Raw genomic sequence first — 23295 nt, 5'->3', positions numbered from 1 at the left:
CACAGGCCGAAATTCAGGCGTTGTGCCCTTTGGCGTCTGTCGTGAAATAGGCTGATGAGTGTGACGATGAACAGACCCGGGACAGATTCCGGCGCCGCGTTGTTGGACATGGCCGGGCTGCGTCGCCTCGTCGAGGTGCTGATGGAGCGGCAATATCGGGTGGTCGGTCCGACCTTGCGTGACAACGCGATTGTGCTTGCCGAACTCGAGTCCGCAGACGACCTTCCGCGCGGCTGGGGTGTTGACGTGGCTCCGGGGCACTATCGGCTGCGTCGTCGCGATGACGATGCGGCCTTCGGGCACTCGGCGGGACCGCAATCCTGGAAGCAGTTCCTGCATCCGCCGCGTCAGCGGATGTGGGCCGGCACTCGAGACGGGGATGGCGCAGCCGAATCCGAGCCGGAGGCCCCGCGTTACGCATTCCTTGGCGTGCGCGGTTGTGATCTGGCGGCGATCGCGACGTTGGGCGGGGTGTTGGGTCGTTCCGACTACCCCGACAGCGCATTTGTCGGTCGCCGGCGCCAGATCTTTGTGGTAGCGGTGAACTGCACCGAGCCCGGGGGAGTGTGCTTCTGCGCGTCGATGGGCACCGGTCCCGGCGTTTGACCCGGCTACGACCTGGCGCTCACCGAGCGTGTTGGTTCCGACGGAGTCGGTTACGTCGTTGACGTCGGCAGTCCACAGGGCGCCGACGTGCTCGCCGCGCTGCCGCATCAGTCAGCCAGCAGCGGCGACGTGGCGTCGGCGCGCGCCGATGTCGAGGCCGCCGCCGACCGGATGGGACGGCAGATGCCCGAGGTCGATCTGCGTGACCTGCTGCTGCACTCCCGGGAGTCGCCGCAGTGGGAGGAGGTGGCCAGTCGCTGCCTGACCTGTGGCAACTGCACGATGGTCTGCCCCACCTGCTTTTGCACCAGCACCGAAGACGTCAGCGATCTCACCGGCGAACACGCCGAACGCTGGCGGCATTGGGCGTCATGTTTCGAGTTCGACTTCACCTACGTCCACGGCGGCGGCAGCGTGCGCCAATCCGGCGCGTCACGCTACCGGCATTGGCTGACCCACAAGTTGGCTACCTGGCACGACCAGTTCGGCATGTCGGGCTGTGTGGGCTGTGGGCGATGCATCGCCTGGTGCCCCACCGGCATCGACATCACCGCTGAGATGAACAAGATGGCCGACGATGACTGACGCAGCGGCCGGAGTCGCAGCGCCGCCATCAGCGATGGCGCCAGTCACGTATCGGGTGCGCAGTCGCGTTGTGGAGAGCCCGGATTCGGCGACGCTGTGCCTGGAGCCGGTCAGCGAGGCATTGCGGCGCCCGGAGCCGGGCGAATTCATGATGCTCTACGCATTCGGGGTGGGCGAGGCGGCAATCTCGATCAGTGGCGATCCCAGCGTCACAGATGGGTCGATCACCCACACGATTCGCGCGGTCGGGGCGGTCAGCCGTGCCCTGCACGATGCCGCACCGGGCAGAATCGTGGGAGTGCGGGGCCCATTCGGCACGACCTGGGGGCTTGATGAGGCGGCCGGCCGTGATCTGGTCATGGTCGCCGGCGGTGTGGGGTTGTGCCCCTTGCGCCCAGCGGTCCTGGGCGCGCTGGCGCAGCGCTCTCGCTACCGCAGGCTGACGCTGATCGTGGGCGCCCGCTCCCGGGCGGATTTCGTGTTCGCGGCCCAGCTGGAAAAGTGGGCCCAGGACCCCGATATCGAACTGCACGTCACCGTCGACGTCCCGGTTCAGGGCTGGCGCGGCGAGGTCGGTCTGGTCACCGAGCCGCTGCGCCGACTTGCCCTGGACCCCGAACACACCACCGCATTCCTGTGCGGGCCCGAACCGATGTTGCGGTTCGGGGCCGAAGCTCTGCTGGCAAAAGGGGTAGCGGCCCAAGATATTCGGGTCTCATTGGAGCGCAACATGCAATGCGGTGTGGGGTGGTGCGGTCACTGCCAGCTGGGACCGCTGCTGTTGTGCCGGGACGGGCCCGTCGTCAGCTATGACGTCGCCGGACCGCTGCTACGAGTGAAAGAGCTTTAGATGGGCCCAACCACTTTGGCTGTGTGGAAATTCGCCTCCTGCGACGGTTGTCAGTTGACCCTGTTGGACTGCGAGGACGAGCTGCTCACGCTTGCCGATCAGGTGCAGATCGCCACATTCGCCGAGGCGTCCAGCACCATGGTGGGCGGGCCCTACGACGTTTCGCTGGTCGAGGGGTCGATCACCACCCATCACGACGAGCAACGTATCCAAGAGATTCGGGCCCAGTCCAAGCTGCTGATCACCATCGGTGCCTGCGCGACCGCCGGGGGAGTGCAGGCGCTGCGCAACTTCGCCGACGTCGCCGAGTTCACCTCGGTCGTCTACGCCAAGCCCGAATACATCGACACCCTGGCCACTTCCACGCCGATATCCGCGCACGTCAAAGTCGACTACCAGCTGCACGGCTGCCCCATTGACCGAGGGCGGCTGCTCGATACTCTCGAGGCGCTGCTGATCGGGCGTAAACCGCGGCTGCCGGCCAAGACGGTGTGCACGGAGTGCAAACTGCGCGGCGTGACGTGCGTGATTGTCGCCGAGGGTACCCCGTGCCTGGGCCCGGTCACCCACGCCGGCTGCGGTGCGCTGTGTCCCAGGCACCATCGCGGCTGCTATGGCTGCTTCGGTCCATCGGCGGCACCGCAGACCGCGACCTTGATCCCGCTGCTGCGCCGGGACGGCATGTCCGAAGACGGTGTCGACCGGGTGTTCTCGACTTTCAACGTCACCAGTTTCGCCGCGGAGCGGAGCAAGTGATGGCACCTGACAACCGGACGCTGAGCGTCGGAACGTTGACACGTGTCGAAGGCGAAGGGGCGCTCTACGTTTCGCTCAAAGATGGCGAGCTGGACCGAGTCGAGCTCAACATCTACGAGCCGCCAAGGTTTTTCGAAGCGTTCCTGCGCGGCCGCGCGCACACCGAGCCGCCCGATCTGACCGCGCGGATCTGCGGCATCTGTCCGGTCGCCTACCAGGTCAGTGCCTGCAATGCGCTCGAAGGTGCCTGCGGTGTCGAGCTGGACGCGGACCTGATAGAGCTGCGCCGGTTGCTGTACTGCGGCGAATGGATACACAGCCACGTCCTGCACATCTGCTTGTTACACGCACCGGACTTTCTGGGCTATCCCGACGCGATCGCCTTCGCCCGAGACGAACGTGAGATCGTCGAGCGCGGGTTACGCCTGAAGAAGGCCGGTAACCAGCTGATGGAGTTCGTGGGCGGGCGGGCGATCCACCCGATCAATGTTCGGCTAGGCGGATTCTATTCCGTCCCAACTTGATCGGACTTCGCGCCGATGGCTGAGCAGTTGCGCCGCGCTCTGGACGACGCGCTGGCCACCGTGGAGTGGGTGGCCGGGTTCGAGTTCCCCGACCTCGAGTTCGACCATGAGTTCCTGGCGCTCACTACGCCCGACCGCTACCCGATCGAGAACGGCACCATCGCGCGCAGTGCCGGACCGGTCTTTCCGGTGGCCGCATTCACCGACCACGTCGTGGAGCTGCAGGTGCCCCATTCAACCGCCCTGCATGCCACATTGGACGGCGGCTGCCATGTGACCGGTCCGCTGGCCCGCTACGCGCTGAACTCGTCGTTACTCACCCCGATAGCCGCGCAGGCCGCCGCCCGGGCCGGACTTTCCGCCCAGTGCCGAAATCCATTCCGCAGCATCATCGTTCGTGCCGTGGAAGTGGTGTACGCGATAGAAGAGGCGCTGCGGATCATCGAGAACTACCAGCGGCCGGCGCGACCGTTCGTCGAGGTGCCGGCTCGGGCCGGGGTGGGCCATGGCGTCAGCGAGGCGCCACGGGGACTGCTCTACCACCGCTACCGTATCGACGATGCCGGATTGGTGTCGGCGGCCACCAGCGTTCCGCCCACCTCGCAGAATCAGGCGGCCATCGAGGCCGACCTGGCCCGGGTGGTTTCGGAGAACCTCGCTCTTGAGGACGAGGTGCTCACCACCATGTGTGAACGTGCGATCCGCAACTATGATCCGTGCATCTCGTGCTCGACACACTTCCTGATACTCACCCTCGAGCGTGGATGAACGCAGCTGTCGTCGTCATCGGGCTCGGCAATCGCTACCGGCGTGACGACGGTGTCGGGGTGGCCGCCGCCACGGCGTTGCGGGAGCTGGCGTTGTCGGGCGTTCGTGTGGTGACCGACCTCGCGGATCCGATGAGTCTGCTCGAAGCGTGGTCGGGTGCCGGGCTGGCCGTGCTGATCGATGCCGCGGTCGCGACGCCAGCAACACCGGGCCGGGTGCGTCGCTGTGCCCTGGGCGACCTGGCGGCCGGATCCAGCGGGGTGAGTTCGCACCGGGCCGACGTGGCCAAGGCATACGCACTGGGACAAGCCTTGGACCGGGTGCCCGAACGGCTGGTCATCATCACCGTCGACGTCGCCGACATCGGCCACGGCGTTGGTTTGACGCCACAGGTCTTGGATGCCATTCCGGTGGTGGTCGGCCTGGCCGTCGATGAAATCGGTCGCCTGCGGCCACGCGCCGAAGTGTAGCGGACGTCGATCAGGCCGGCGCGGCCGCTTCGGTGGCGGCCAGCAAGGCGATGGCGGCGACTAGCTTCTGGGTCGCCTCATCGGCGATCGAGATGAGCGCCGCCTCGCCCGTCACCGCGAGCAGCATGCCCGGATTCACCGCCTCGACCAGCACGTCGCCCGGGCGGTCCGGGTCGGCGCGAACCAAGACGTTGCAGGGCAGCAGCAGCCCGATCTCGCGGTCGGCTTCGATGGCCCGGTGCGCCAGGTCCGGGTCACAGGCGCCGAGGATCAGATAGTCCTCCATCTGCGCGCCGAGTTTGGCTTACAGCGTCGCCTTGACATCGATCTCGGTGAGCACCCCAAGCCCTTGGGCGGCCAGAGCCGCCCGGGTGCGTGCCACCGCGTCATCGAACGGGGCCGTCAACCTTGTCGATAACGCGAGGCCCATGGTGATTCCTTCCGTAGCTGACCCCGACGGTGAGGTGCCGGGCGGTGTATCGCTCATGGTGCTAACTCAGTTGGCGCCCGAGCCGACCACCGCGTCCGTAGCGACGAGCTAGAGCTATCTGAGCATCGACGCACACCGTGTGGGAGGGTCCGAAGTCCCTTTCTCGCAGAGACATTCGTCGTGAGAGGCAGGTATGGAGCGGCTTCGCGCCGGACCGGCCGGGCCGAACGCACCGGAATTGGGAATGGCCGCCGACCCATTACTCGGGTGCAATCGCCTTGGCGACGCGTTGGGGTATCACGTTCAGCAGGGTAGGAACGACACCCGCAACTTGCATATCGGGGATCGTGATGTCGAGCGGGGCGGGACTCCCCGTGCCCGGAAGTTCGATTGTCGCGGTGATCGGTTGCGGCTGGGCCAGCACTCCGCCGAAGGGCATCCGGACCAGGACCGGCGTGTTGGCGCCGACGACGATGGGAGGCGTCAGGGGCGTCAACGGGATAGTCACCGTCTCGCTCACCGGCACCCTTAGCTCCACGACGGTTTCGCCGTTGAGGAAACCGTCCAACACGTAGGCGGGCATATCGAGCAAGGCGCCGACAGCCCCCACACCGTTTCCCGTGGCCACCGCTCCGCCGAGCACCGTCAGGCCCGTTGCAAACCCATCGAGCGTGGCGATCGGCGGGCCGATTGCGGCCAAGGCGATCGAGTTGACGACCGTGCTGGTGGCGTTGAAGCTGTTCTGCACCATTTGCGTGAGAATGGCGCCCGGCGGAAGCAGGTCGATCAGGTCCTGCTGCATCTGCGCAGGCAGTGACATCAGCGGGAGTAGCTCTCCCGCTGGGCCCTCGACGGTGATCTGCGAGAGGTTGTTGATGTTGACTCCGCTGAGGAAAAGATCCACCGCGGCTCGCGGGACGTAGTCCACCGCGTCGTTGTAGTCGCCCGCCATCACCGCTTGGTTGGCCTTGTCGACGTCGCCGAAAAAGTTGGGCAAAGTCTGCGGCAGCTCCGCGCCCGCGTTCTGCAGCGCGTCCACAACTACCTGGCCGTAGCCAACTTGCTTGCCGAGGTATCCCTGCGGCTCCGCCGGGAAATTCACGGCGTCGGCGACGGCGAGTCCGATGTTCGCCGGCAGGTTCGCCACAGTTGCGGGGAGGTCTTGCGCGGCGGCCGCGAGTCCGCCGCCTATCGTCCGGGCGTATTCGGCTTGGTTTGCGATCACCTGCTGCGCGGCCGGGAACGGATGGGCAGCCCAGTCGCTATAGATGGTCTGCAGATTGGCGCAGGTATTGGCGAACAGGGTTTGCCATGGCCCCTCGGCAACGGCAGGCGAACCGGTTGTCGGAGCGAACGGGCCAAACCCGAACAGCCCGGGCAACAGGGAGCCGCCGCCGAGAACAGATATGGCGGCACCAATCTCTGGCGGGGCGCCCGGGAGAAGTTCTCCCACCGAGATTGCACCGGTGATCGGGCCCAACTCGGTGTTGCCCGCACTCAACTCGGCGAGGAAGGCGCCGCCGGGCGCCGCGGCCGCCGGAGCCGGCGAGTTCGCCGGGTTCGCCTGGCCCAGCCGGGCGTTGGCGAACTCGGTGTCGAGGTATGCGGCCGCGCCGCCGCGCAAGAGGCTGACAAATTCGTCGTGAAATGCTGCCGCCCGCGCACTGAACGTCTGAAATTGCTTGCCGTAGGTACCGAAGAACTCCGAGATAGCGATCGACACATCATCGGAGGCCGCGGCGGCGACGGTAGTTGTGGGACCGGCCCCGGCAGCCGTCGCATCCTCGATCTTCGAGCCGATACCCGCCAAATGCCCGGCTGCGTTGCTCAACGCGTCGGGTTCGGCGACTACCAGCGACACTGCCATCCCCCCCGGTTCGACGTACGGCCCCGTGCGGCCCATCTTCACAGGCGAGCACGTCAGCCGTATCCGAAATCTGTCGTTTTCAGGGCAGATCTAACCCAGATCTAACAAACTCGCCGTGCTGGCGCCGGCGATCACGAGTCAGCGCCGGCGCCAGCTGGCGGTTGGTTTATTCCTGGCCCGGTGGACCGAACTGGAACCGCCGACCTGTCACCGCGTCCGGCAGAATCCGCACATAGTGGGTTTTCTCCGTTGCCGTCCACGTCAACAGGTGAGCGCTCTCGGCCTCCGCGATCTCCTCGTCGGTGCGCATCGAACGGGCCCTGCCCTCGACGATGACGCTCCAGCCCTCGCTGGAGGTGTGATCGTCAACTTCGAACAGGACTTTGTGGTTTATCGCCGTGCTGACCAACTTGGTGCCCTCGGCCGTGCGGAACAGCACGGTGCGGCGCTGGACGACGAAGTTCACCGGGAAGATCTGCGGCCGCCCGTCGACGCTGGTAACCAGCCGTCCTAACGTGACGCTTTTCATCAGGTCCCAGCATTCGTGCACGGGCAGGATGGTGATCCCATCACCGGCTCCCGACATCAGCCAACCCCTCTCCTTTGGTAGGTCACAAGCATGATGCTATTGAAGTCGGCGGCGCGCATCGCCGGCCCAAGGTCCTACCGGGCAGGGACCAATGTCGTTCAAGCGGTTTTGGACGCGTGTGTCTCGACGTAGGTCACGACATCGTTGAGGGTGCGCAGGGTCGCGTAGTCGGATTCGGGGATGTCCACGTGCATCCGTTTGTGGATACCGAGTAGAAAGTTTAGCCAATCCATCGAATCAAGATCGACCTGATCGCGCAGCAGCACATCGTCACAGATGTCATCGGCGTCGACCTCGGGCGCGATGGTCGTCAATACCGACAGGACCACGGCGCGGGTGTCTTGTTGTGTCGTCATGTGCCCATCACTTCTCTAGCAGGTCGGGCTGCTGAAGCAGCTCGTTGATCGCGGCCAGAAATAGGGCGCCACGGTGTCCATCGCTGGCCCGGTGGTCTGCGGCGAGGGTGCCCTCCACGGTGGTGACAACGCGAATCCCGCCGTCGATGACGCACACTCGTTGGGCCGGTTTCCCGAACCCGACAATGGCCACCTGCGGTGGGTAGATCACGCCGAAGACGGTGTCGACGCCCTGGTCGCCAAGGTTGGTGACCGTGATGGTCGGGTCCGACATCTCCGAACTGCGCAGCGAACCGGCGCGTGCCCGCGCGACGAGGTCGGTGAGGTCACCCATCAATTCGTCGAGCTTCTTGTCGGCGACGTCGTGGATGGCCGGGGCGACCAGCCCACCCCCGCGAAGTGATATCCCGACCCCGACATGCACGCCGGTGGCGGCCTGGAACCCATCGTCGCGCCAGAAGCCGTTGAACTCGCCGAAGCGTTGGGCGGCCAGTCCGACGGCCTTGAGCAGCAAGACGGCCGGCAGCACCCGCTCGGTGATTGAGCGTTGCGCATTTCGGGTGGTCAGCCAGTTCAGTGACTTCTCCATCAGGATTTCGTCGGCGAGATAGTAGTGCGGGATCTCCCGCTTCGACCGGCTCATCGCCGCGGCGATGGATTTGCGCATTTGCGCGGCACGCTCGGCGATCTTGTTCTGGGCCGTGGATTTGGCCCCGATGGATTTGGCGGACGTGCTCGCAGCCGTGGCCGCGGGCCGCTTGGCAGGTACGGCGCTGGCGGCGGCGTGCTCGACGTCGCTGATCGTGACCGCCCCTTGGGGGCCGGTGCCGCTGACCGCGTCGAGATCGACATGCAGGGATTGGGCCAGCCGGCGGGCGGCGGGGGAGACCCAGCGCCGGTGGCGCGGCGCCGCGGTGGCGCCGTGGGCGGGCGCCGGTGCCGATGCGGCTACCGTGGGGGCGGGTTTGGCGCGCTTGCGGGGTCGCTGGCGCGGCGACTTCTGCGGACTGGCTCCCGGCTCCAGCAGGGTGGCCAGTACCGTTCCGACTTCGACAGTATCGCCGACGGGGACGACCAGCTCATCGACCGTGCCCTCCTGCCAGCACTCGATCTCCACGGCGGCCTTGGTCGTCTCGACGATCGCCACGATCTGTCCGCGGCTTACCTTGTCACCCGGCTTGACCAGCCATTCGTTCAGCGTGCCCTCGTCCATGTCGGAGCCCAGGGCGGGCATTTTGAACTCGATCATGACTGGTCACCGAACAGCGCTTGGACCGCGGCAATGATCTTGTCGGGTTGGGGCAGCGCCGCCTGCTCCAAGTGTTTGGCATAGGGGATGGGGACCTCCACACTGCACACCCGCGAAACCGGTGCATCCAGGTCATAGAAGGCGCCCTCCATGATTTGCGCGGAGATCTCGCCGGCCAAACTTCCACTGCGCCAAGCTTCGTCGATCACCACCGCTCGATGCGTCTTGCGGACGGACTCCAGGATCGTGTCGGTATCCAATGGACGCAACACCCGCAGATCGACGACCTCACACTCGATTCCGTTCAGCGACAACTCGTTTGCCGCGTCCAGCGCCTTGGCCAGGCAGCCGCCGTAGGCGATCAAGGTGACGTCGGTACCGCTGCGGCGCACCGCCGCCTTACAGATGTCGGTCGGCTTGAGCACATCGATATCGGGGGAGGTGTTGTACAGCTGTACGTGCTCGAAGATGATCACCGGATCCGGGTCAGCCAGCGCGGGGGCGAGCATTCCGTAGGCATCCTCGACCGTGGCGGGGGCGAGGACCTTGATCCCCGGGACGTGGGCATACCAGGGCTCCAGGCTGTGTGAGTGCTGCGCCGCCAGCTGACGTCCGGCGCCGGTCGCCATTCGCACCACGATCGGTACCGAGAACTGCCCGCCGGACATGTGTCGCAGGGCGGCCGCGGTGTTGACGATCTGGTCGAGGGCCAACAGGCTGAAATTGACTGTCATCACTTCCACGATGGGACGTAACCCGTTGAGTGCCAAGCCGATTCCGATGCCGACGAAGCCCAGCTCGGACAGCGGTGTGTCGCGCACCCGCTCGGGTCCGAACTCCTCGAGCAAGCCCTTGGATGCGGCGTAGGTGCCCCCGTAGCGGCCGACGTCCTCGCCCATCAGCACCACCCGCGGGTCGTTGCTCAACGCGTCGTGCAAGCCATCGTGGACAGCGGTTCGGTAGGTGGTCTTCATCGCGCCGGCTCCCAGGTCGATTCCGCGGTCGCATCGCAGCTATCGGGCGGAGTCAGCACGTCGCGTTCGAGATCCGATGCGTCCTCCCATGTTCCGGCATCGGCGAAGGCAACCGCCGTAGCGATCTCGTCGGCCGCCGACCCTTCGATGTCGCGCACGTCGTCATCGGTCAGCGTGCCGCTGTTCAGACACTGTTCGGTGAACAGCCGGATCGGGTCGCGCTCGCGCCATCGCTGCACTTCCGCCTTGTCCCGGTACAGCTCGGGGTCGAACATCGAATGGGCCCGGAATCGGTAGGTACGGAACTCGATGAAGAACGGTCCGCCGGTGCTGCGGATGTGGTCGACACCCTGCTTGGTAGCGCTCATGCAGGCCGCTACGTCCATCCCGTCGACCGCCAGCGTCGCAACGTTGTACGACGCCGCCTTGACCGTGAGGTCGGTCTGCGACTGGGCTCGATGCAATGCGGTGCCCATGGCGTACAGGTTGTTCTCGCATAGGAACAGCACCGACAACTTCCACAGTGCCGCCATGTTCAGTGACTCGTGAAACGCGCCTTCGGCGACGGCTCCATCACCGAAGTAGCATGCAGTGACCCGATTTCGCTTCAGCATGGAGTCGGCGAGCGAGATGCCGACCGCCAGTGGCAGGCCTCCGGCGACAATGGCGTTGCCGCCGTAGAATCGCCGGGCCTGGTCGAACAGATGCATCGACCCGCCGCGACCTCGCGAGCAGCCCTCCTGCTTGCCGAACATCTCGGCCATGATCGAGGTCATCGGAATACCGCGCAGCAGCGCGTGCGCGTGCTCGCGATATGTCGCCACCACCGCGTCGTCCTCGGCAAGCACTCGCAGAGATCCGGCGGCTACCGCCTCTTCTCCGACGTAGAGATGCAGAAATCCGCGGATCTTGGCTGCGCTGTAGAGTTCCGCGCACTTCTCTTCCATCCGGCGCACCCGCACCATGTCCGACAGCAGCTCGCGCGCCAGCTTCGCATCCATCACAGTGGCACTCCTTGGGGCTTGGGTTCGGGAAATCCCACGACGGTGGATGTGTCCCCCTCGGGGAGACCGAGTTCGCGGGCTTTGAGCAGCCGCCGCATGATCTTGCCGCTGCTGGTGTGGGGCAGTGCGTCGGCGAACTCTATTTCTTTGGGCGCCACGGCCGCTCCGAGGTGTTTGCGGGCGTGCCCCAGCAGCTCCAGCCGCAGGTCGTCATCGGCGGTAAAGCCGTCCTTGAGTACCACAAATGCTTTGATGATTGCGCCGACGGTCGGATCGGGCTTGCCGATGACCGCCGCCTCGGCCACCGCCGGATGATCGGTCAGCGCGCTCTCCACCTCGAACGGGCCGATGAGGTGGCCGGCGGATTTGATCACGTCATCCTTGCGGCCGACGAACCAGAAGTAGCCATCGGCGTCCTTCTTGGCCAGATCTCCGGTGAGGTACAGCCCGTCGCTGAAGCACTTTCGATATCGGTCCTCGGCGTGTAGATAGCCGCGGAACATCGAGGGCCAGCCCGGCTCGAGGGCTAGCTCACCTTCTTCGTCGGGATCATCGATCACCGAGGTGGTGCCATCGTCGTTGTGGCGCAGGATATATGCGTCCACCCCGGGCAGCGGCCTGCCCATCGAGCCAGGTTTGATGTCGAAGGCCGGCGTGTTGGCGATCATGATGCCGCCAGTCTCGGTCTGCCACCAGTTGCCGTGAATCGGCAGGCCCAGCACCCGCTTTCCCCACCACACCGCTTCGGGATCCAGGGGTTCGCCCACGCTTGCGATGAAACGCAAGTGGGGGAAGCAATACTGTGCTGCCAATTCGGCGCCCGCTTTGATCAGCATCCGGATCCCGGTCGGGGCGGTGTACCAAACCGACACATTCTGGTCTTGCAGGATCCGGTACCAGCGCTCGGCGTCGAACTCGGCCTGGTCGACGATGGACGTCACGCCGTGCAATAGCGGACTGATGATGCCGTAGGACGTTCCGGTGACCCAGCCGGGATCTGCTGTGCACCAATAGATGTCGTCGGGGTGTAGGTCGAGTGCATACAGGCCGGTGATGTAGTGCATAGTGACCGCGCCGTGCACATGTATGGCGCCCTTCGGTGTTCCGGTGGTGCCACTGGTGAAGTGCAGCAGGGCCGGGTCGTCGGCGGTGGTGGGTTCCGCCGGCGCGTTGTCGTCCGCGGCTGCCATCAGCTCCCAGAGGCTGAGCGTGCCGGGCAGCTGATCGCCCGAGCTCTGAGCGTCCACCACCAAAATGTGGCGCACCGACGTGAGTCGTTCGCGGATCTTGGCGATCTTGCGCCGGTAGATCGCCGCCGTGGTCACCAGCACATCGGCTTGCCCGATCTCCACTCTGGTGGCGATCGGCTCCGGGCCGAATGCCGAGAACAGGGGCGAAACCACGCTGCCGTTGCGCAGCGCGCCCAGCATCGTTATGTACAGCTCGGGGATGCGGCCCATGATGGTGAACACGCGGTCACCCTTGTTGACGCCGAGCCCGCGTAGCACCGCGGTGAATTTCCGGACCAGCCGGCCCAATTCCGCATAGCTGACGTCCTGAGTGGGGGGCTGGTCCTCCCGGCTTTGGTCGGTGACAAACCGCAGGGCGGTACGGGTCGCGATCGGACCAGCGCAGTGCCGATCCACCGCCGCGAAGGCGATGTTGCACTTGTCGTCTCCCATGCCTTCGCACAATGCCGGCACATCGGTCCACCGGAATTGTGCCCGCGCCCGCTGGTAGTCGGAGAGGTTGGGGGCGACACGAGAGTCGTGGGCAGTCTTGTGAATAACGTCCATGGGTGGTCCTAGCGGCGGGGGCCAGCGACTTTTCGTGCAGGATGCTCAGGGCGGCAGGTTTTTGCCATGGCCGTTTCCTTTGGTTGCTGACGCGCCTCCATCGTTTTCCCGGGATGGTGTGCGGCAATAGAGAAGAAAGTCATCTATGTCAGCGGTCGCCCGTCCCGCCACGCAAGTGGCAACCTGGTGAACGCGAGTTGGTGCTCCTGGGAGCCCGGCGAGTCTCCCGGGGCCCTATGTCGTCGCGGCGGGGGCCAAAGGCCCTTGCGTCGGATGTTCTGATGCCCGATGGTCGAAGATGGGAGGCAGGTGAGTGCGATGACCGAGACGATGGTTGACACCGAGGTGATTGCCAGGGCTGTCGAGCTGGCAAGCCGCGCTCCATCGCTGCACAACAGTCAGCCCTGGCGATGGGTGGCTGCCAGCGGCGCCGTCGACTTGTTTCTCGACCCGCATCGGATGGTGACGTCGGCCGATGATTCGGGCCGCGAAGCGGTGATCAGCTGCGGCGCGCTGCTCGATCACTTCCAGGTCGCGATGGCCGCCGCCGGCTGGGACAGCAACGTCGACCTGTTTCCCAACCCCAACAATCCTGACCATCTGGCTTCGATCGACTTCGCGGCGATCGACGACATTGCCCAGGCCCGGCGTGAGCGGGCCGAGGCGATATCGCGGCGCCGGACTGACCGCCGTCCATTCCGGGCGCCAGGCGACTGGGAGTCGTTCGAGCCCGTACTGCGCAGTTCGGTGGACACCGAAACGGTCACGCTGGCGGTGTTGGCCGAAGACGCGCGGCCCCGGCTGGCGGAGGCGTCTCGGCTCACCGAGGCGCTGCGCCGCTACGACGACGCCTACCATCATGAATTGGCCTGGTGGACGGCACCTTCCAGGGAGTCTGAGAGGATACCCCAGAGCGCCCTGGCGTCTGGAACAGCGGCCCGGGAAGTAGCGGTGAACCGTTCGTTCCCGGTCGACTGGCGTAGCGAGAGCAGTTCTGCGGGCCGGCATGACCACGCCACGATCGTTGTGTTGTCGACGCCGGGCGACAGCCGCGCGGATGCGCTCAACTGCGGCGCGGCACTATCAGCGGTCCTGTTGGAGTGCACCCTGGCGGGGCTGGCCACTTGCCCGGTCACCCACCTCACGGAGATGGACGCCGGCCGTGCCACCGTTCGCGAACTCACCGGTGGTCAAGCCGAGCCACAGGTATTGGTTCGGGTCGGCATTGCGCCAACGGGTGCCGCCCCGGAGTTGACGCCGCGGCGGCCGCTGCGCGATGTATTGGAGATCCGCCGCTAGCGCCAGGTTGTGGCTCGGGCAGGTGGCGCTATTTGGCCGCTGCAATTTGCCGGTGGGCTCTTTCGCGGGTACCGGCCGGCGGCTACCGTGGAATTACCAGATTTGCTTCTCGCATAGGTGACTTACGGCCCTATGCGGTGCGTGAAGGGCACCGAATCATGGGGTCACCCTGGTGACTCAACCAGTGCCGTGCGTACATAGGTAAGGAAATGGAAGTGGTTTCTGCGCTGGGCGGTCCGCCGTTATTGACAGACTCTGATGTCGATGCCATAGCCTGCCGATTCGTGAGGTCGCCCTATGCCGACAACACGATGTATCGCGAATGGCCGTTGGATCGGCGCATTGAGGGCTTTTTGCGGCGTGAGGGGCTGGTCCGCCTCGCAGAGGACGGCGATGCGTACGATCTCATTCTCGGCCGTGTCATGGCCTACATCAGTGCGGTGCCGCACCCAGCTGTGGAACTGCGAACATCGGAGCGCTAGCCGGTGATCACCGGGGGCTGCTCGGGTCGGGCGGTGTCCGCCGGCAGACACCGACTATTAGCACATTCGCCGACATCCCAGACCAATTTCAGCCAACTGCCAGGCAACTTGAATAGGGTTCCTGCTGTGCATCGGTTCATACGTCTGGCTGTCCTGGTTGTCGCGGGCATCATCGCCGCCGTGCTCGCTATGGCGGACTTCGGGCTTATCGCCAACGCCGGCGCCCATCCGGCGCCGGCCCCCACCTACTACTGGTGCCCGGGCCAGCCTTTCGATCCGGCTTGGGGGCCCAACTGGGATCCGACGACCTGCCACGATGATGTTCACCGGGATGTCGATGGCGCCGACCACAGTCGTGACTTCGTGCCCGGCGACCTTCCCGTCGATGAACAGCCGTGGCTGGACGAGCCGGCGCCTCCCGCGCCGCCCGCCGCGGGTGGTGGCGGCGCTTAAACCGGTTGTTGCGGCCGACCGGCCGAGGTTGCCGGCTGCCCCGTCGGTCGTGGTGCCCGTGTGATCTGAGCCCACCCATTGCGGCGATCCCCAGAAAGCCGCGCCAGTCGGGGACTTCCGTCCCTATTGGCGGCCGGCATTTGGTGGTCGGATGGACAGTGGTCAACACGGTGATTTCGAGATCGAGGAGAAATCATGGGCACCCTTTCCGTTCAGCGCCCCGCAAGGTCGCTTTTCCCGGAGTTTTCCGAGCTGTTCGCGGCTTTCCCGTCTTTCGCCGGGCTCCGTCCTGCCTTTGATTCGCGGCTGATGAAGCTCGAGGACGAGATGAAGGGCGACCGCTACGAACTACGCGCAGAAATCCCTGGTGTCGACCCCGAAAAAGACATTGAGATCACGGTGCTCGACGGGCAGCTGACCATCAAGGCCGAGCGCAGTGAGAAGAAAGAGTTCAACGGGCGATCAGAATTCTGCTACGGCTCGTTCATCCGGACCGTGCCGCTACCGTCCGGCGTCACCGAAGACGGCATTGAGGCCTCCTACGACAAGGGAATTCTCACCGTCTCGGTTCCCGTCGCGGAGGCGAAGCCGGCCGAGCGCCGGGTACGGGTCCAGTCCGTCAACTGACACGACCGCGGGTACGCAATGACGAGCGCGGCGAGAGCCGATCGGAACGCACCGCGGCGGGTCTTCCGGGACCGTCACGAGGCCGGCCAGGTGCTGGCAGATCTGTTGACCGCCTACCGCGACCGGCCAGACGTGATTGTCCTGGGTTTGGCGCGCGGCGGAATACCCGTCGCGTGGGAGGTCGCGGCCGCGCTGCACGCACCGTTGGACGCCTTCATCGTGCGCAAGCTCGGCGCTCCCGGCCACGAGGAGTTTGCCGTGGGTGCTCTGGCCAGTGGCGGCCGCGTGGTGGTCAACGACGACGTCGTGCGGGGCCTGCGGATCACGCCGCATCAACTTCGCGACACCGCCGAGCGCGAAGCCCGGGAGCTGGTCCGGCGCGAAGCCGCCTACCGCGCGGGCCGTCCACCTCTGGACGTGGCCGGCAAGACGGTGGTCTTGGTCGACGATGGTTTGGCGACCGGCGCCAGCATGTTTGCGGCGGTGCAGGCGATACGCGATGCCGAGCCCGCGCACATCGTGATTGCGGTGCCGGCCGCCCCCGAGTCGAGTTGCCGAGAGTTCGCCGGCCTCGTCGATGACGTGGTGTGCGCGTCGATGCCGACCCCCTTCCTCGCGGTCGGGGAGTCTTTCTGGGACTTCCGTCAGGTCACCGACGAGGAGGTTCGCAACCTGCTGGCTACCCCGACGACGGGGATCCCGGCGCTCAGACCTGCGGTACCCACGCCGGCCGAGGTGATCAGAAATGTGGCCATCGACGCGCACGGAGGGGTACCGCCGCGCGAAGCGCTGGAAGCCGTCATCGGTGACGCCCGGATCGTCTTGATCGGCGAGAGCTCGCACGGCACGCACGAGTTCTACGAAGCCGGGGCCGAGATTACGAAATGGCTGATCGAGCAGAAGGGTTTCTGCGCCGTGGCGGCCGAGGCGGACTGGCCCGACGCGTATCGCGTGAATCGATATGTGCACGGGCTGGGGGAGGACCAGAGTGCCGAGCAGGCGTTGCGCGGTTTTGAGCGCTTTCCCGCCTGGATGTGGCGCAACACCGTGGTTCGTGACTTCGTCGACTGGCTACGGGAGCGCAATCAGCGCTGCGCGTCAAACGGTCAGCGTCAAGCCGGTTTCTACGGCCTAGACCTCTATAGCCTGCATCGGTCGATGCAGGAGGTGGTCGCCTTCTTGGACAGGGTTGATCCGGCGGCGGTGGCGCGGGCCCGGGCTCGCTACGCGTGCTTCGACCACACGGCTGCCGATGACGGCCAGGCGTATGGGTATGCGGCGGCATTCGGTGCCGGCCCCTCCTGTGAACGCCAAGCGATCGAGCAGTTGGTCGACACGCAGCGCAATGCGCTCGACTACGCGCACAGAGACGGACTCATCGCCGAAGACGAGGCCTTCTACGCCCAACAGAATGCACAAACGGTGCGCAATGCCGAGGTGTATTACCGGGCGATGTTCAGTGGCCGTGTCACGTCATGGAACCTGCGCGACCAGCACATGGCCGAGACGCTGGCGGCGCTGCAGGCGCACCTGGATCGCCATCGCGAAGCGGCGCCCGCTCGGATAGTGGTGTGGGCCCATAATTCTCATGTCGGCGATGCGCGAGCCACGGAAGTGTGGGCGGACGGACAACTGACGCTGGGGCAACTGGTCCGTCAACGCTACGGCGATGACAGTCGTCTGATCGGGTTGTGTACCTACTCCGGTACGGTCACCGCCGCCAGTGAGTGGGGCGGCATCGCCGAACGCAAAGTGGTGCGCCCGGCGCTGCACGCAAGTGTGGAAGAACTGTTCCACGACACCGGCAAGGACGCCTTCCTGGTTTCGGCGGCAACCAGCCCGGAGGCCGCTGACCCCTTGTCCGGGGTTCGATTGGGCCGGGCGATCGGGGTGATCTATCTTCCGGCCACCGAGCGGCAGAGCCACTACTTCCATGTCCGTCCCGCCGATCAGTTCGACGCCATGATCCACATCGACAAGACCCGCGCCCTCGAGCCCCTCGAGACCACGAGTTTGTGGATCGCCGGGGAGACGCCCGAAACCTACCCGAGTGGCCTGTAGCGCCCGGCGATCAGCGGAGCCAACGCGGATGACGAGTCCGGCCGGATCCGGCGGTGCGCGGACCACAGATCGTCACGCTGACCATGAACCCGGCGCTGGACATCACCACCTGTGTCGGCGTGGTGCGGCCGACGGAGAAACTGCGTTGCAGCGAAACTCGCTATGACCCGGGTGGGGGAGGCATCAACGTCGCGCGGATCGCGCACGTCCTCGGCGGCTCGGTGTTCGCGGTGTTTCCGGTGGGCGGATCGCATGGCGCCCACGTCAGCAAACTGCTCAGCGAAGCCGGTGTGGCCTTCGGCGAAATCCCGATAGCGGCATCGACGCGGGAGAGCTTCACCGTCAACGAATCCAGCACCGGCGAGCAGTATCGTTTTGTGCTTCCCGGACCCGTGCTGGCACCCGAAGAGCAGGCCCAGTGCCTGCAAGAATTTGGATTTGCCGCGCGCTCAGCGCAATTCGTGGTGGCCAGCGGCAGCCTGCCGCCGGGCGTGCCGGCCGACTTCTATCAGCGGGTCGCCGAGGCTTGCCGTGGTCTGGGCGCACGTCTGATCCTGGACACCTCCGGCGGCGGGCTCAGCCACATCCGTGCGGGGGTGTACCTCCTCAAGGCCAGTGTGCGGGAGCTGCGCGAGTGCGTCGGTCGGCCGCTGGTTACCGAGGCCGAGCAATTGGCCGCGGCAAGCGAACTCGTCGAAACGGGTCGCGCAGAGGTCGTGGTGGTGTCGTTGGGCTCTGATGGTGCACTGCTTGCGACTCGCCGGGCGCGGCATCGATTTCGAGCGGTTGAGATGCGAGGCGGCAGCGGGGTTGGGGCCGGCGACGCCATGGTTGCCGCGACCACGGTCGGTCTGGCTCGCGGATGGCCGCTGGTCAAGTCGGTTCGGTTGGGCATTGCGGCCGGTGCGGCAATGCTGCTGACGCCGGGTACGCAAGCCTGCGAGCGTGCGGATGTCGAGCGGCTGTTCGAGCACGTCGCCGAACCGGTGGAGGTCGCCTAGGGGTTGCCGCAACCCCCGAACGCGGATCTGTGGTCGGCCCCCCAACAAGGAACTGCCGCGGCAGCGGTCCAACGGCCCTCACATTACGGACGCAGGCGCAATAGGCTGGGATGGAGCGGATCGAAGTAATTGGGAGCCTTCATGAAGCACCTGGACGCGAAGTCGGTGGTGGCGGGCATCAACGGCTCGCAGGCCGCGATCAACGCTGCCAAGTGGCCCGTAGACGAGGCGATCAGCCGGCAGCTGCCCCTTCGCCTCGTCTATGTCATCCCCAGCCAGCAGACGGGATCGGTGCATGCCCCCGACTGGGAGCTCGAGCGCGCGGAGCGGGCACTGGCCGAGGCGGAGGGTGCCGTCCAGAGCGACGGCCATCCGATCGAGGTCGAGACCGTTGTTCGTGCTGGTGAGCCCGCGCAGATCTTGATCGATGAATCGTAGGAGACGGCACTGATCTGTGTCGGCACCGCCAGGCGAGGACCGGCGACGGACGGGTTACTGGGCCCGACCGCGGCGGCGTTGGTCCGGGGTGCACACTGCCCGGTGGCGGTCATCCGGACCAATCCCGATGGATCCCCGACGGAGCTGGGGGTAATCGCTGTCGTCCTCAACGACGACGCCGACAATGACGAAGTTGTGCACGCGGCCATGGAGGAGGGGCGGCGTCGCCACGCGGTCGTTCGCCAAATCGATCGCCGGCTGGACAGCTGGGTGCGCCGCTACCCGGACGTGCCGGTCCAGGTTGTCGCCTCCGGTACCGGCGCACGATCCGTCGAAAACCACAGCAGTGCCATCGACCTGGCCGTTGTGGGCGAAGCCGACGCCGATGAGTTGCCGGGACTGACCACCCCCAACTGTCATCCGATATTGGGCTACCCCGACTGCTCGGTTCTGCTGGTTCGGCATTAAACAGCCTGGCTGGCGGGCCAGCGCCGGCGGGCCGGCCGCGATACGTCACCGGATGCTACCGGCCGCGGCGCCCACCCCCGCCGGGCGCGAGTACCCATCGCCGGCGAAAGTGGGGAATCATGGGGTGTGGAAATCGTCACCCACGGCTCCATGATTCTCAGTTCGCACCGTCATGTGGAAGGACTGGCAATGGTTAGGGTTTCTCGCCATGGTTAAGGTTTTTTTGGTCGACGACCATGAAGTCGTTCGGCGCGGACTTGTCGACCTGCTCGGGTCCGACCCAGATCTGGAAATCATCGGCGAGGCGGGCTCGGTCTCCGAGGCGATGGCACGAATCCCGGCATTGCAGCCCGACGTCGCCGTGCTTGATGTCCGTCTGCCCGACGGCAACGGCATCGAACTGTGCCGCGACCTGCTTTCGGACCTGCCGGAATTGCGGTGCCTGATGCTGACGTCGTTCACCTCCGACGAGGCGATGCTCGAGGCGATTCTGGCGGGGGCCAGCGGCTACGTCGTCAAAGACATCAAGGGAATGGAGCTGGCGCGGGCCATCAAAGACGTCGGTGCCGGCAAATCGCTGCTGGACAACCGCGCGGCCGCGGCACTGATGGCGAAGCTGCGTGGCGGGGCCGAGCAGAAGGATCCGCTGTCCGGATTGACCGAACAGGAGCGAACGCTGCTCGGACACCTCAGCGAGGGGTTGACGAACCGGCAAATCGCCGCCCGGATGTTCCTCGCCGAGAAAACCGTGAAGAACTACGTGTCGCGCCTACTGGCCAAGCTGGGCATGGAGCGGCGAACGCAGGCGGCGGTGTTCGCTTCCCGTTTGGGTCAGGGAACACGGTCCGTGCAGGGCGATTGACGGCCCTCGCGACGAAATCGCGGACGCGGCTGAGACTGGGGGAGTTCTCCCCGGCTTGCGGCCAGGTTGTGGTCGCTCAATTTCAATGGGATTAAGCTAAATATCGGTTCCCGACGCTGCGAACGCAGCGTCACCTGCGGTAGTACCGAAAAGGCATGGGTGGAGGTACCGGGTCGGGTGGGCAGCGACGAAAGCGGCCCAGCGTTTGCTGGACTGGGCCGGCCAGGGCTGGTTAGCAGGATGCACGCGCAGCTAGACGAGTTGCTGGCAGCTCGCGATCAGATGGAGCAGTTGCTGCGGGTGATCGTCGAGATCGGCTCCGATCTCGACCTCGGCGCAACGCTGCGCCGGATCGTCCTTGCCGCCAGGGAGTTGACCTCAGCCCCCTACGGTGCCTTGGCCGTCCGTGATCCTGAGGGGACACTGATCAGGTTCATTCACGCGGGAATGGACGATGACGTGGCCCGTCGCATCGGGCATCTGCCGGTCGGCAAGGGGGTGCTGGGCGTTTCGCTGGTCGAGACACCCGCGCTGCGTCTGGACGACCTGACCATGCACCCGGCGGCCTGCGGCTTCCCCGAACACCACCCGCCCATGCGAGCGTTTCTCGCGGTACCGATCACGATCCGGGGAACCGTGTTCGGCAGCTTGTATCTGACCCATGTCGATCCGGGCCGCAAGTTCTCCGAGTCCGACGAGTTCGCCGCCCGCGCGTTGGCGTTTGCGGCCGGTGTCGCTATCGACAATGCCCAAGTGTTCGAGCGCGAGCGCACGGCCGTGAAGTGGATGGAGGCCAGCCGCGAGATCACCACGGCGCTGATGTCCAGCACCGAGTCGCGGCGCGAGCCCCTGCAATTGATCGCCCAGCGGGCCTGCACGCTCACCGATGCCGAACAGGCCATCGTTCTGGTGCCCGTCGAGTCCGACCTGGCCACCGACGAGATCGACACCCTGGTGGTCTCCGCCGCGGTAGGGCTGCATGCCGAGGAGGTTGTCGGCCAGCAGGTTCCGGTGCGCGGCTCTACCTGCGGCGACGTTTTTCGGTCCGGCGAACCATTGATCAGTGAGGCTTTCAGTTACCCGATTGAGGCATTCACCGACGTGGCGCAGCGCTCGGCCATCGTGATGCCGCTGAGCGCCCACGAAAAGATCGCCGGGGTGATTGCCGTCGCGCGGGGCGCGGATCAGCCGCCATTCGATGCCCGCTGCCTGGATCTGGTGAGCCAGTTCGCCACCCACGCGGCGATTGCACTGCTGCTGGCTTCGGGCCGCGAGGACGCGCGGCAGCTGACCATCTTGGCCGAGCGCGAGCGCATTGCGCATGACTTGCACGACCACGTCATCCAGCGGCTGTTCGCCTCGGGTATGGATCTGCAGGGAACGCTGGCCAGGGCCCGCTCCCCGGAGGTCATCGACCGGCTCAACCGTACCGTCGACGATCTGCAAACGATCATCGAAGAAATTCGCAGCACCATCTTCCAGCTGAAGTCTCCGTCGGGTCGCGACGGCGGCTTTCGGCAGCGGATTCAGCAGGTGGTTGCCGACCTGACCGAACACCGTGACGTTGTCACCACAATCCATATGCATGGGCCGATGTCGGCCGTTCAAGGTGAGCTTGCCGACCACGCCGAGGCGGTGGCCACCGAAGCCATCAGCAACGCCGTTCGCCATTCCGGCGCCGGGCGAGTGACGCTGGACGTCAGTGTCGGCGACATGTTCAGCCTCGAAGTCGTCGACGATGGCTGCGGCATACCCCCCGACGTATCGCGGCGCAGCGGCCTCGTCAACATGCGGTCGCGGGCCGAAAAGCTCGGCGGCACTTGCGGGATCACCACGCCCACCGAGGGCGGAACGCGGATCAGCTGGACCGTTCCATTCGGCGATCTCTGACTTCGGGCTCGGTCAGCGCGATCAGCGGCGGACCACCAGCACCGAATGCCCGCTGCGCTGGGGAAGACGCCGGCTCACCGCGCCGACCATTCGTGCCACATCGCCAGCATCATCGCTGCCGACCACGGCCAACTGGTTAGGTTCCTCGGTCTTGGCGAGGAAGTCGGCCGCACCGTGTCGTGCGGCCGCGGGCTGGACGTGGACATCTCGATAGCGGGACACCCAGCGGTCAAGCCGGCGATGGAGTTGCTCGTAGGCAATCTCGCCCAGGCCCCACCGCCACACTCCCATCGCCAGAATCGGCGCCCCGCGCAGCTGGGCCTCCCGGAAGCCGTGCTCGAGCACCGCATCGTTTCCGGGCGAGTCATCGACGACAACAGCGATCCAGGACGTGTCCGACAACTCGGTGTCAGGATCGGTGCGGATGATGGCCGCTGGGCAATGCGCTCGCTGCGTCACCGCCTCGGCGGTCGAACCGAGTAGCTTGCGCGCCACTCGACCGATTCCCGCCGATCCAACGCAAACCATTGCCGCAGTAAGTGATTCGCTGACCAACGCGGCCTCGGCCGATCCTCGCACGATGTCCACTTCTACCTCGACCGGCACTTCGATGGCATGCAGCGCAGCCGAAGCCGCGTGCAACGCTGCTTGTGCGTATTCGACATCCAGGGCGGCCTCATCGTTGGTCGATGCCGCCCGCTCGGGAACGGCATGGACCAGGCGTAGGGGAATGCCGCGGCTGGCGGCCTCGGGGACGGCCCAGCGCGCGGCGTTGATCGCGGCCTGTGAACCGTCGACGCCCACAACAACGCACCTAGGCGCTTGCGGATGGCTCATGGCACCCTCCCATCCGGGACCGCTGGCCTGCCCTGGCGTCGGTGGGCCGCTCA

At 65.7% G+C, this 23295-nt stretch carries 19 protein-coding genes and 4 pseudogenes; 14 read left to right on the top strand and 9 right to left on the bottom strand.

Annotated elements, in window-relative coordinates; genetic code table 11:
- Window positions 1-54: 54 nt before the first annotated feature.
- The 5 genes and pseudogenes from CKW46_RS20175 (at window position 55) to CKW46_RS20155 (ending at window position 4559) form a co-directional block, all read left to right on the top strand.
- Window positions 55-1191 (top strand): annotated as a pseudogene (locus tag CKW46_RS20175) (4Fe-4S dicluster domain-containing protein).
- Complete coding sequence (locus tag CKW46_RS20170; RefSeq protein WP_482052315.1) at window positions 1184-2041, top strand: FAD/NAD(P)-binding protein; 858 nt, start codon at window positions 1184-1186, stop codon at window positions 2039-2041. The pseudogene CKW46_RS20175 and the gene CKW46_RS20170 overlap by 8 nt, the downstream one beginning before the upstream one ends.
- Window positions 2042-2797, top strand: a complete 756-nt coding sequence (locus tag CKW46_RS20165; protein ID WP_482052314.1) for an NADH-quinone oxidoreductase subunit B family protein — start codon at window positions 2042-2044, stop codon at window positions 2795-2797.
- Window positions 2797-4089 (top strand): annotated as a pseudogene (locus tag CKW46_RS20160) (Ni/Fe hydrogenase subunit alpha). Before CKW46_RS20165 ends, CKW46_RS20160 begins: the two are co-directional and overlap by 1 nt.
- The gene (locus tag CKW46_RS20155; RefSeq protein WP_117437759.1) at window positions 4086-4559 is read left to right on the top strand and encodes a hydrogenase maturation protease; all 474 of its coding nucleotides are present in this window, start codon (window positions 4086-4088) and stop codon (window positions 4557-4559) included. The pseudogene CKW46_RS20160 and the gene CKW46_RS20155 overlap by 4 nt, the downstream one beginning before the upstream one ends.
- 10 nt (window positions 4560-4569) lie before the next feature.
- On the opposite strand, the pseudogene CKW46_RS20150 reads toward CKW46_RS20155, so the two are convergent.
- From CKW46_RS20150 to acsA, 8 genes and pseudogenes are all read right to left on the bottom strand, one after another.
- Window positions 4570-4989: pseudogene (locus CKW46_RS20150) on the bottom strand (DUF302 domain-containing protein).
- Between the two features lie 259 nt (window positions 4990-5248).
- Entirely contained in the window at window positions 5249-6856 is a 1608-nt protein-coding gene (locus CKW46_RS20145) for a PE family protein (RefSeq protein ID WP_482052313.1), read from the bottom strand.
- Between the two features lie 166 nt (window positions 6857-7022).
- On the bottom strand, window positions 7023-7442 hold the full coding sequence (locus CKW46_RS20140; RefSeq protein ID WP_012395125.1) for a pyridoxamine 5'-phosphate oxidase family protein: 420 nt from the start codon (window positions 7440-7442) through the stop codon (window positions 7023-7025).
- 101 nt (window positions 7443-7543) lie between these two features.
- Window positions 7544-7801 carry an acyl carrier protein gene (locus CKW46_RS20135; RefSeq protein ID WP_012395124.1) on the bottom strand — a complete coding sequence of 86 codons (258 nt, stop codon included), beginning with the start codon at window positions 7799-7801 and terminating at the stop codon, window positions 7544-7546.
- A 7-nt stretch (window positions 7802-7808) separates the two neighbouring features.
- The gene (locus CKW46_RS20130) at window positions 7809-9050 is read right to left on the bottom strand and encodes a dihydrolipoamide acetyltransferase family protein (protein WP_041299393.1); all 1242 of its coding nucleotides are present in this window, start codon (window positions 9048-9050) and stop codon (window positions 7809-7811) included.
- Window positions 9047-10024: an alpha-ketoacid dehydrogenase subunit beta gene (locus CKW46_RS20125; protein WP_117437757.1), complete on the bottom strand. Its 978-nt coding sequence runs from the start codon at window positions 10022-10024 to the stop codon at window positions 9047-9049. The genes CKW46_RS20130 and CKW46_RS20125 overlap by 4 nt, the downstream gene beginning before the upstream one ends.
- Entirely contained in the window at window positions 10021-11025 is a 1005-nt protein-coding gene (gene pdhA, locus CKW46_RS20120; protein ID WP_482052312.1) for a pyruvate dehydrogenase (acetyl-transferring) E1 component subunit alpha, read from the bottom strand. Before pdhA ends, CKW46_RS20125 begins: the two co-directional genes overlap by 4 nt.
- On the bottom strand, window positions 11025-12824 hold the full coding sequence (gene acsA / locus CKW46_RS20115) for an acetate--CoA ligase (RefSeq protein ID WP_015356343.1): 1800 nt from the start codon (window positions 12822-12824) through the stop codon (window positions 11025-11027). The genes pdhA and acsA overlap by 1 nt, the downstream gene beginning before the upstream one ends.
- Window positions 12825-13142: 318 nt before the next feature.
- Here acsA and CKW46_RS20110 point away from each other — a divergent pair, with 318 nt between their 5' ends.
- From CKW46_RS20110 to CKW46_RS20070, 9 genes and pseudogenes are all read left to right on the top strand, one after another.
- Window positions 13143-14123, top strand: a complete 981-nt coding sequence (locus CKW46_RS20110) for an Acg family FMN-binding oxidoreductase (protein WP_482052311.1) — start codon at window positions 13143-13145, stop codon at window positions 14121-14123.
- A 209-nt stretch (window positions 14124-14332) separates the two neighbouring features.
- Window positions 14333-14605: a hypothetical protein gene (locus tag CKW46_RS20105; RefSeq protein ID WP_015356341.1), complete on the top strand. Its 273-nt coding sequence runs from the start codon at window positions 14333-14335 to the stop codon at window positions 14603-14605.
- 189 nt (window positions 14606-14794) lie between these two features.
- Window positions 14795-15058 carry an Mtp family mycobacterial-type pilin gene (locus tag CKW46_RS20100; protein ID WP_373121360.1) on the top strand — a complete coding sequence of 88 codons (264 nt, stop codon included), beginning with the start codon at window positions 14795-14797 and terminating at the stop codon, window positions 15056-15058.
- 195 nt (window positions 15059-15253) lie between these two features.
- Entirely contained in the window at window positions 15254-15685 is a 432-nt protein-coding gene (locus tag CKW46_RS20095) for an Hsp20/alpha crystallin family protein (protein ID WP_015356340.1), read from the top strand.
- Window positions 15686-15703: 18 nt separating this feature from the next.
- The gene (locus CKW46_RS20090; protein ID WP_482052310.1) at window positions 15704-17746 is read left to right on the top strand and encodes an erythromycin esterase family protein; all 2043 of its coding nucleotides are present in this window, start codon (window positions 15704-15706) and stop codon (window positions 17744-17746) included.
- 83 nt (window positions 17747-17829) lie between these two features.
- Complete coding sequence (locus CKW46_RS20085; protein WP_051045878.1) at window positions 17830-18747, top strand: 1-phosphofructokinase family hexose kinase; 918 nt, start codon at window positions 17830-17832, stop codon at window positions 18745-18747.
- A 141-nt stretch (window positions 18748-18888) separates the two neighbouring features.
- Window positions 18889-19653 (top strand): annotated as a pseudogene (locus CKW46_RS20080) (universal stress protein).
- A gap of 208 nt (window positions 19654-19861) precedes the next feature.
- Window positions 19862-20515 carry a hypoxia response regulator transcription factor DosR/DevR gene (gene dosR / locus CKW46_RS20075; protein ID WP_036427243.1) on the top strand — a complete coding sequence of 218 codons (654 nt, stop codon included), beginning with the start codon at window positions 19862-19864 and terminating at the stop codon, window positions 20513-20515.
- 177 nt (window positions 20516-20692) lie between these two features.
- Window positions 20693-22405 (top strand): sensor histidine kinase, encoded by a 1713-nt coding sequence (locus CKW46_RS20070; protein WP_482052309.1) that lies wholly within the window; start codon window positions 20693-20695, stop codon window positions 22403-22405.
- Window positions 22406-22426: 21 nt separating this feature from the next.
- Here CKW46_RS20070 and CKW46_RS20065 read toward each other — a convergent pair whose 3' ends face one another.
- Window positions 22427-23209: a universal stress protein gene (locus tag CKW46_RS20065; RefSeq protein ID WP_482052308.1), complete on the bottom strand. Its 783-nt coding sequence runs from the start codon at window positions 23207-23209 to the stop codon at window positions 22427-22429.
- Window positions 23210-23295 lie beyond the last annotated feature (86 nt).

The organism is Mycobacterium liflandii, from assembly GCF_022354805.1.
In the GTDB taxonomy this organism is placed as follows: domain Bacteria; phylum Actinomycetota; class Actinomycetes; order Mycobacteriales; family Mycobacteriaceae; genus Mycobacterium; species Mycobacterium marinum.
Note: the sequence above shows the minus strand (reverse complement) of the source record. Positions and strands in the feature narration are given on the sequence as shown.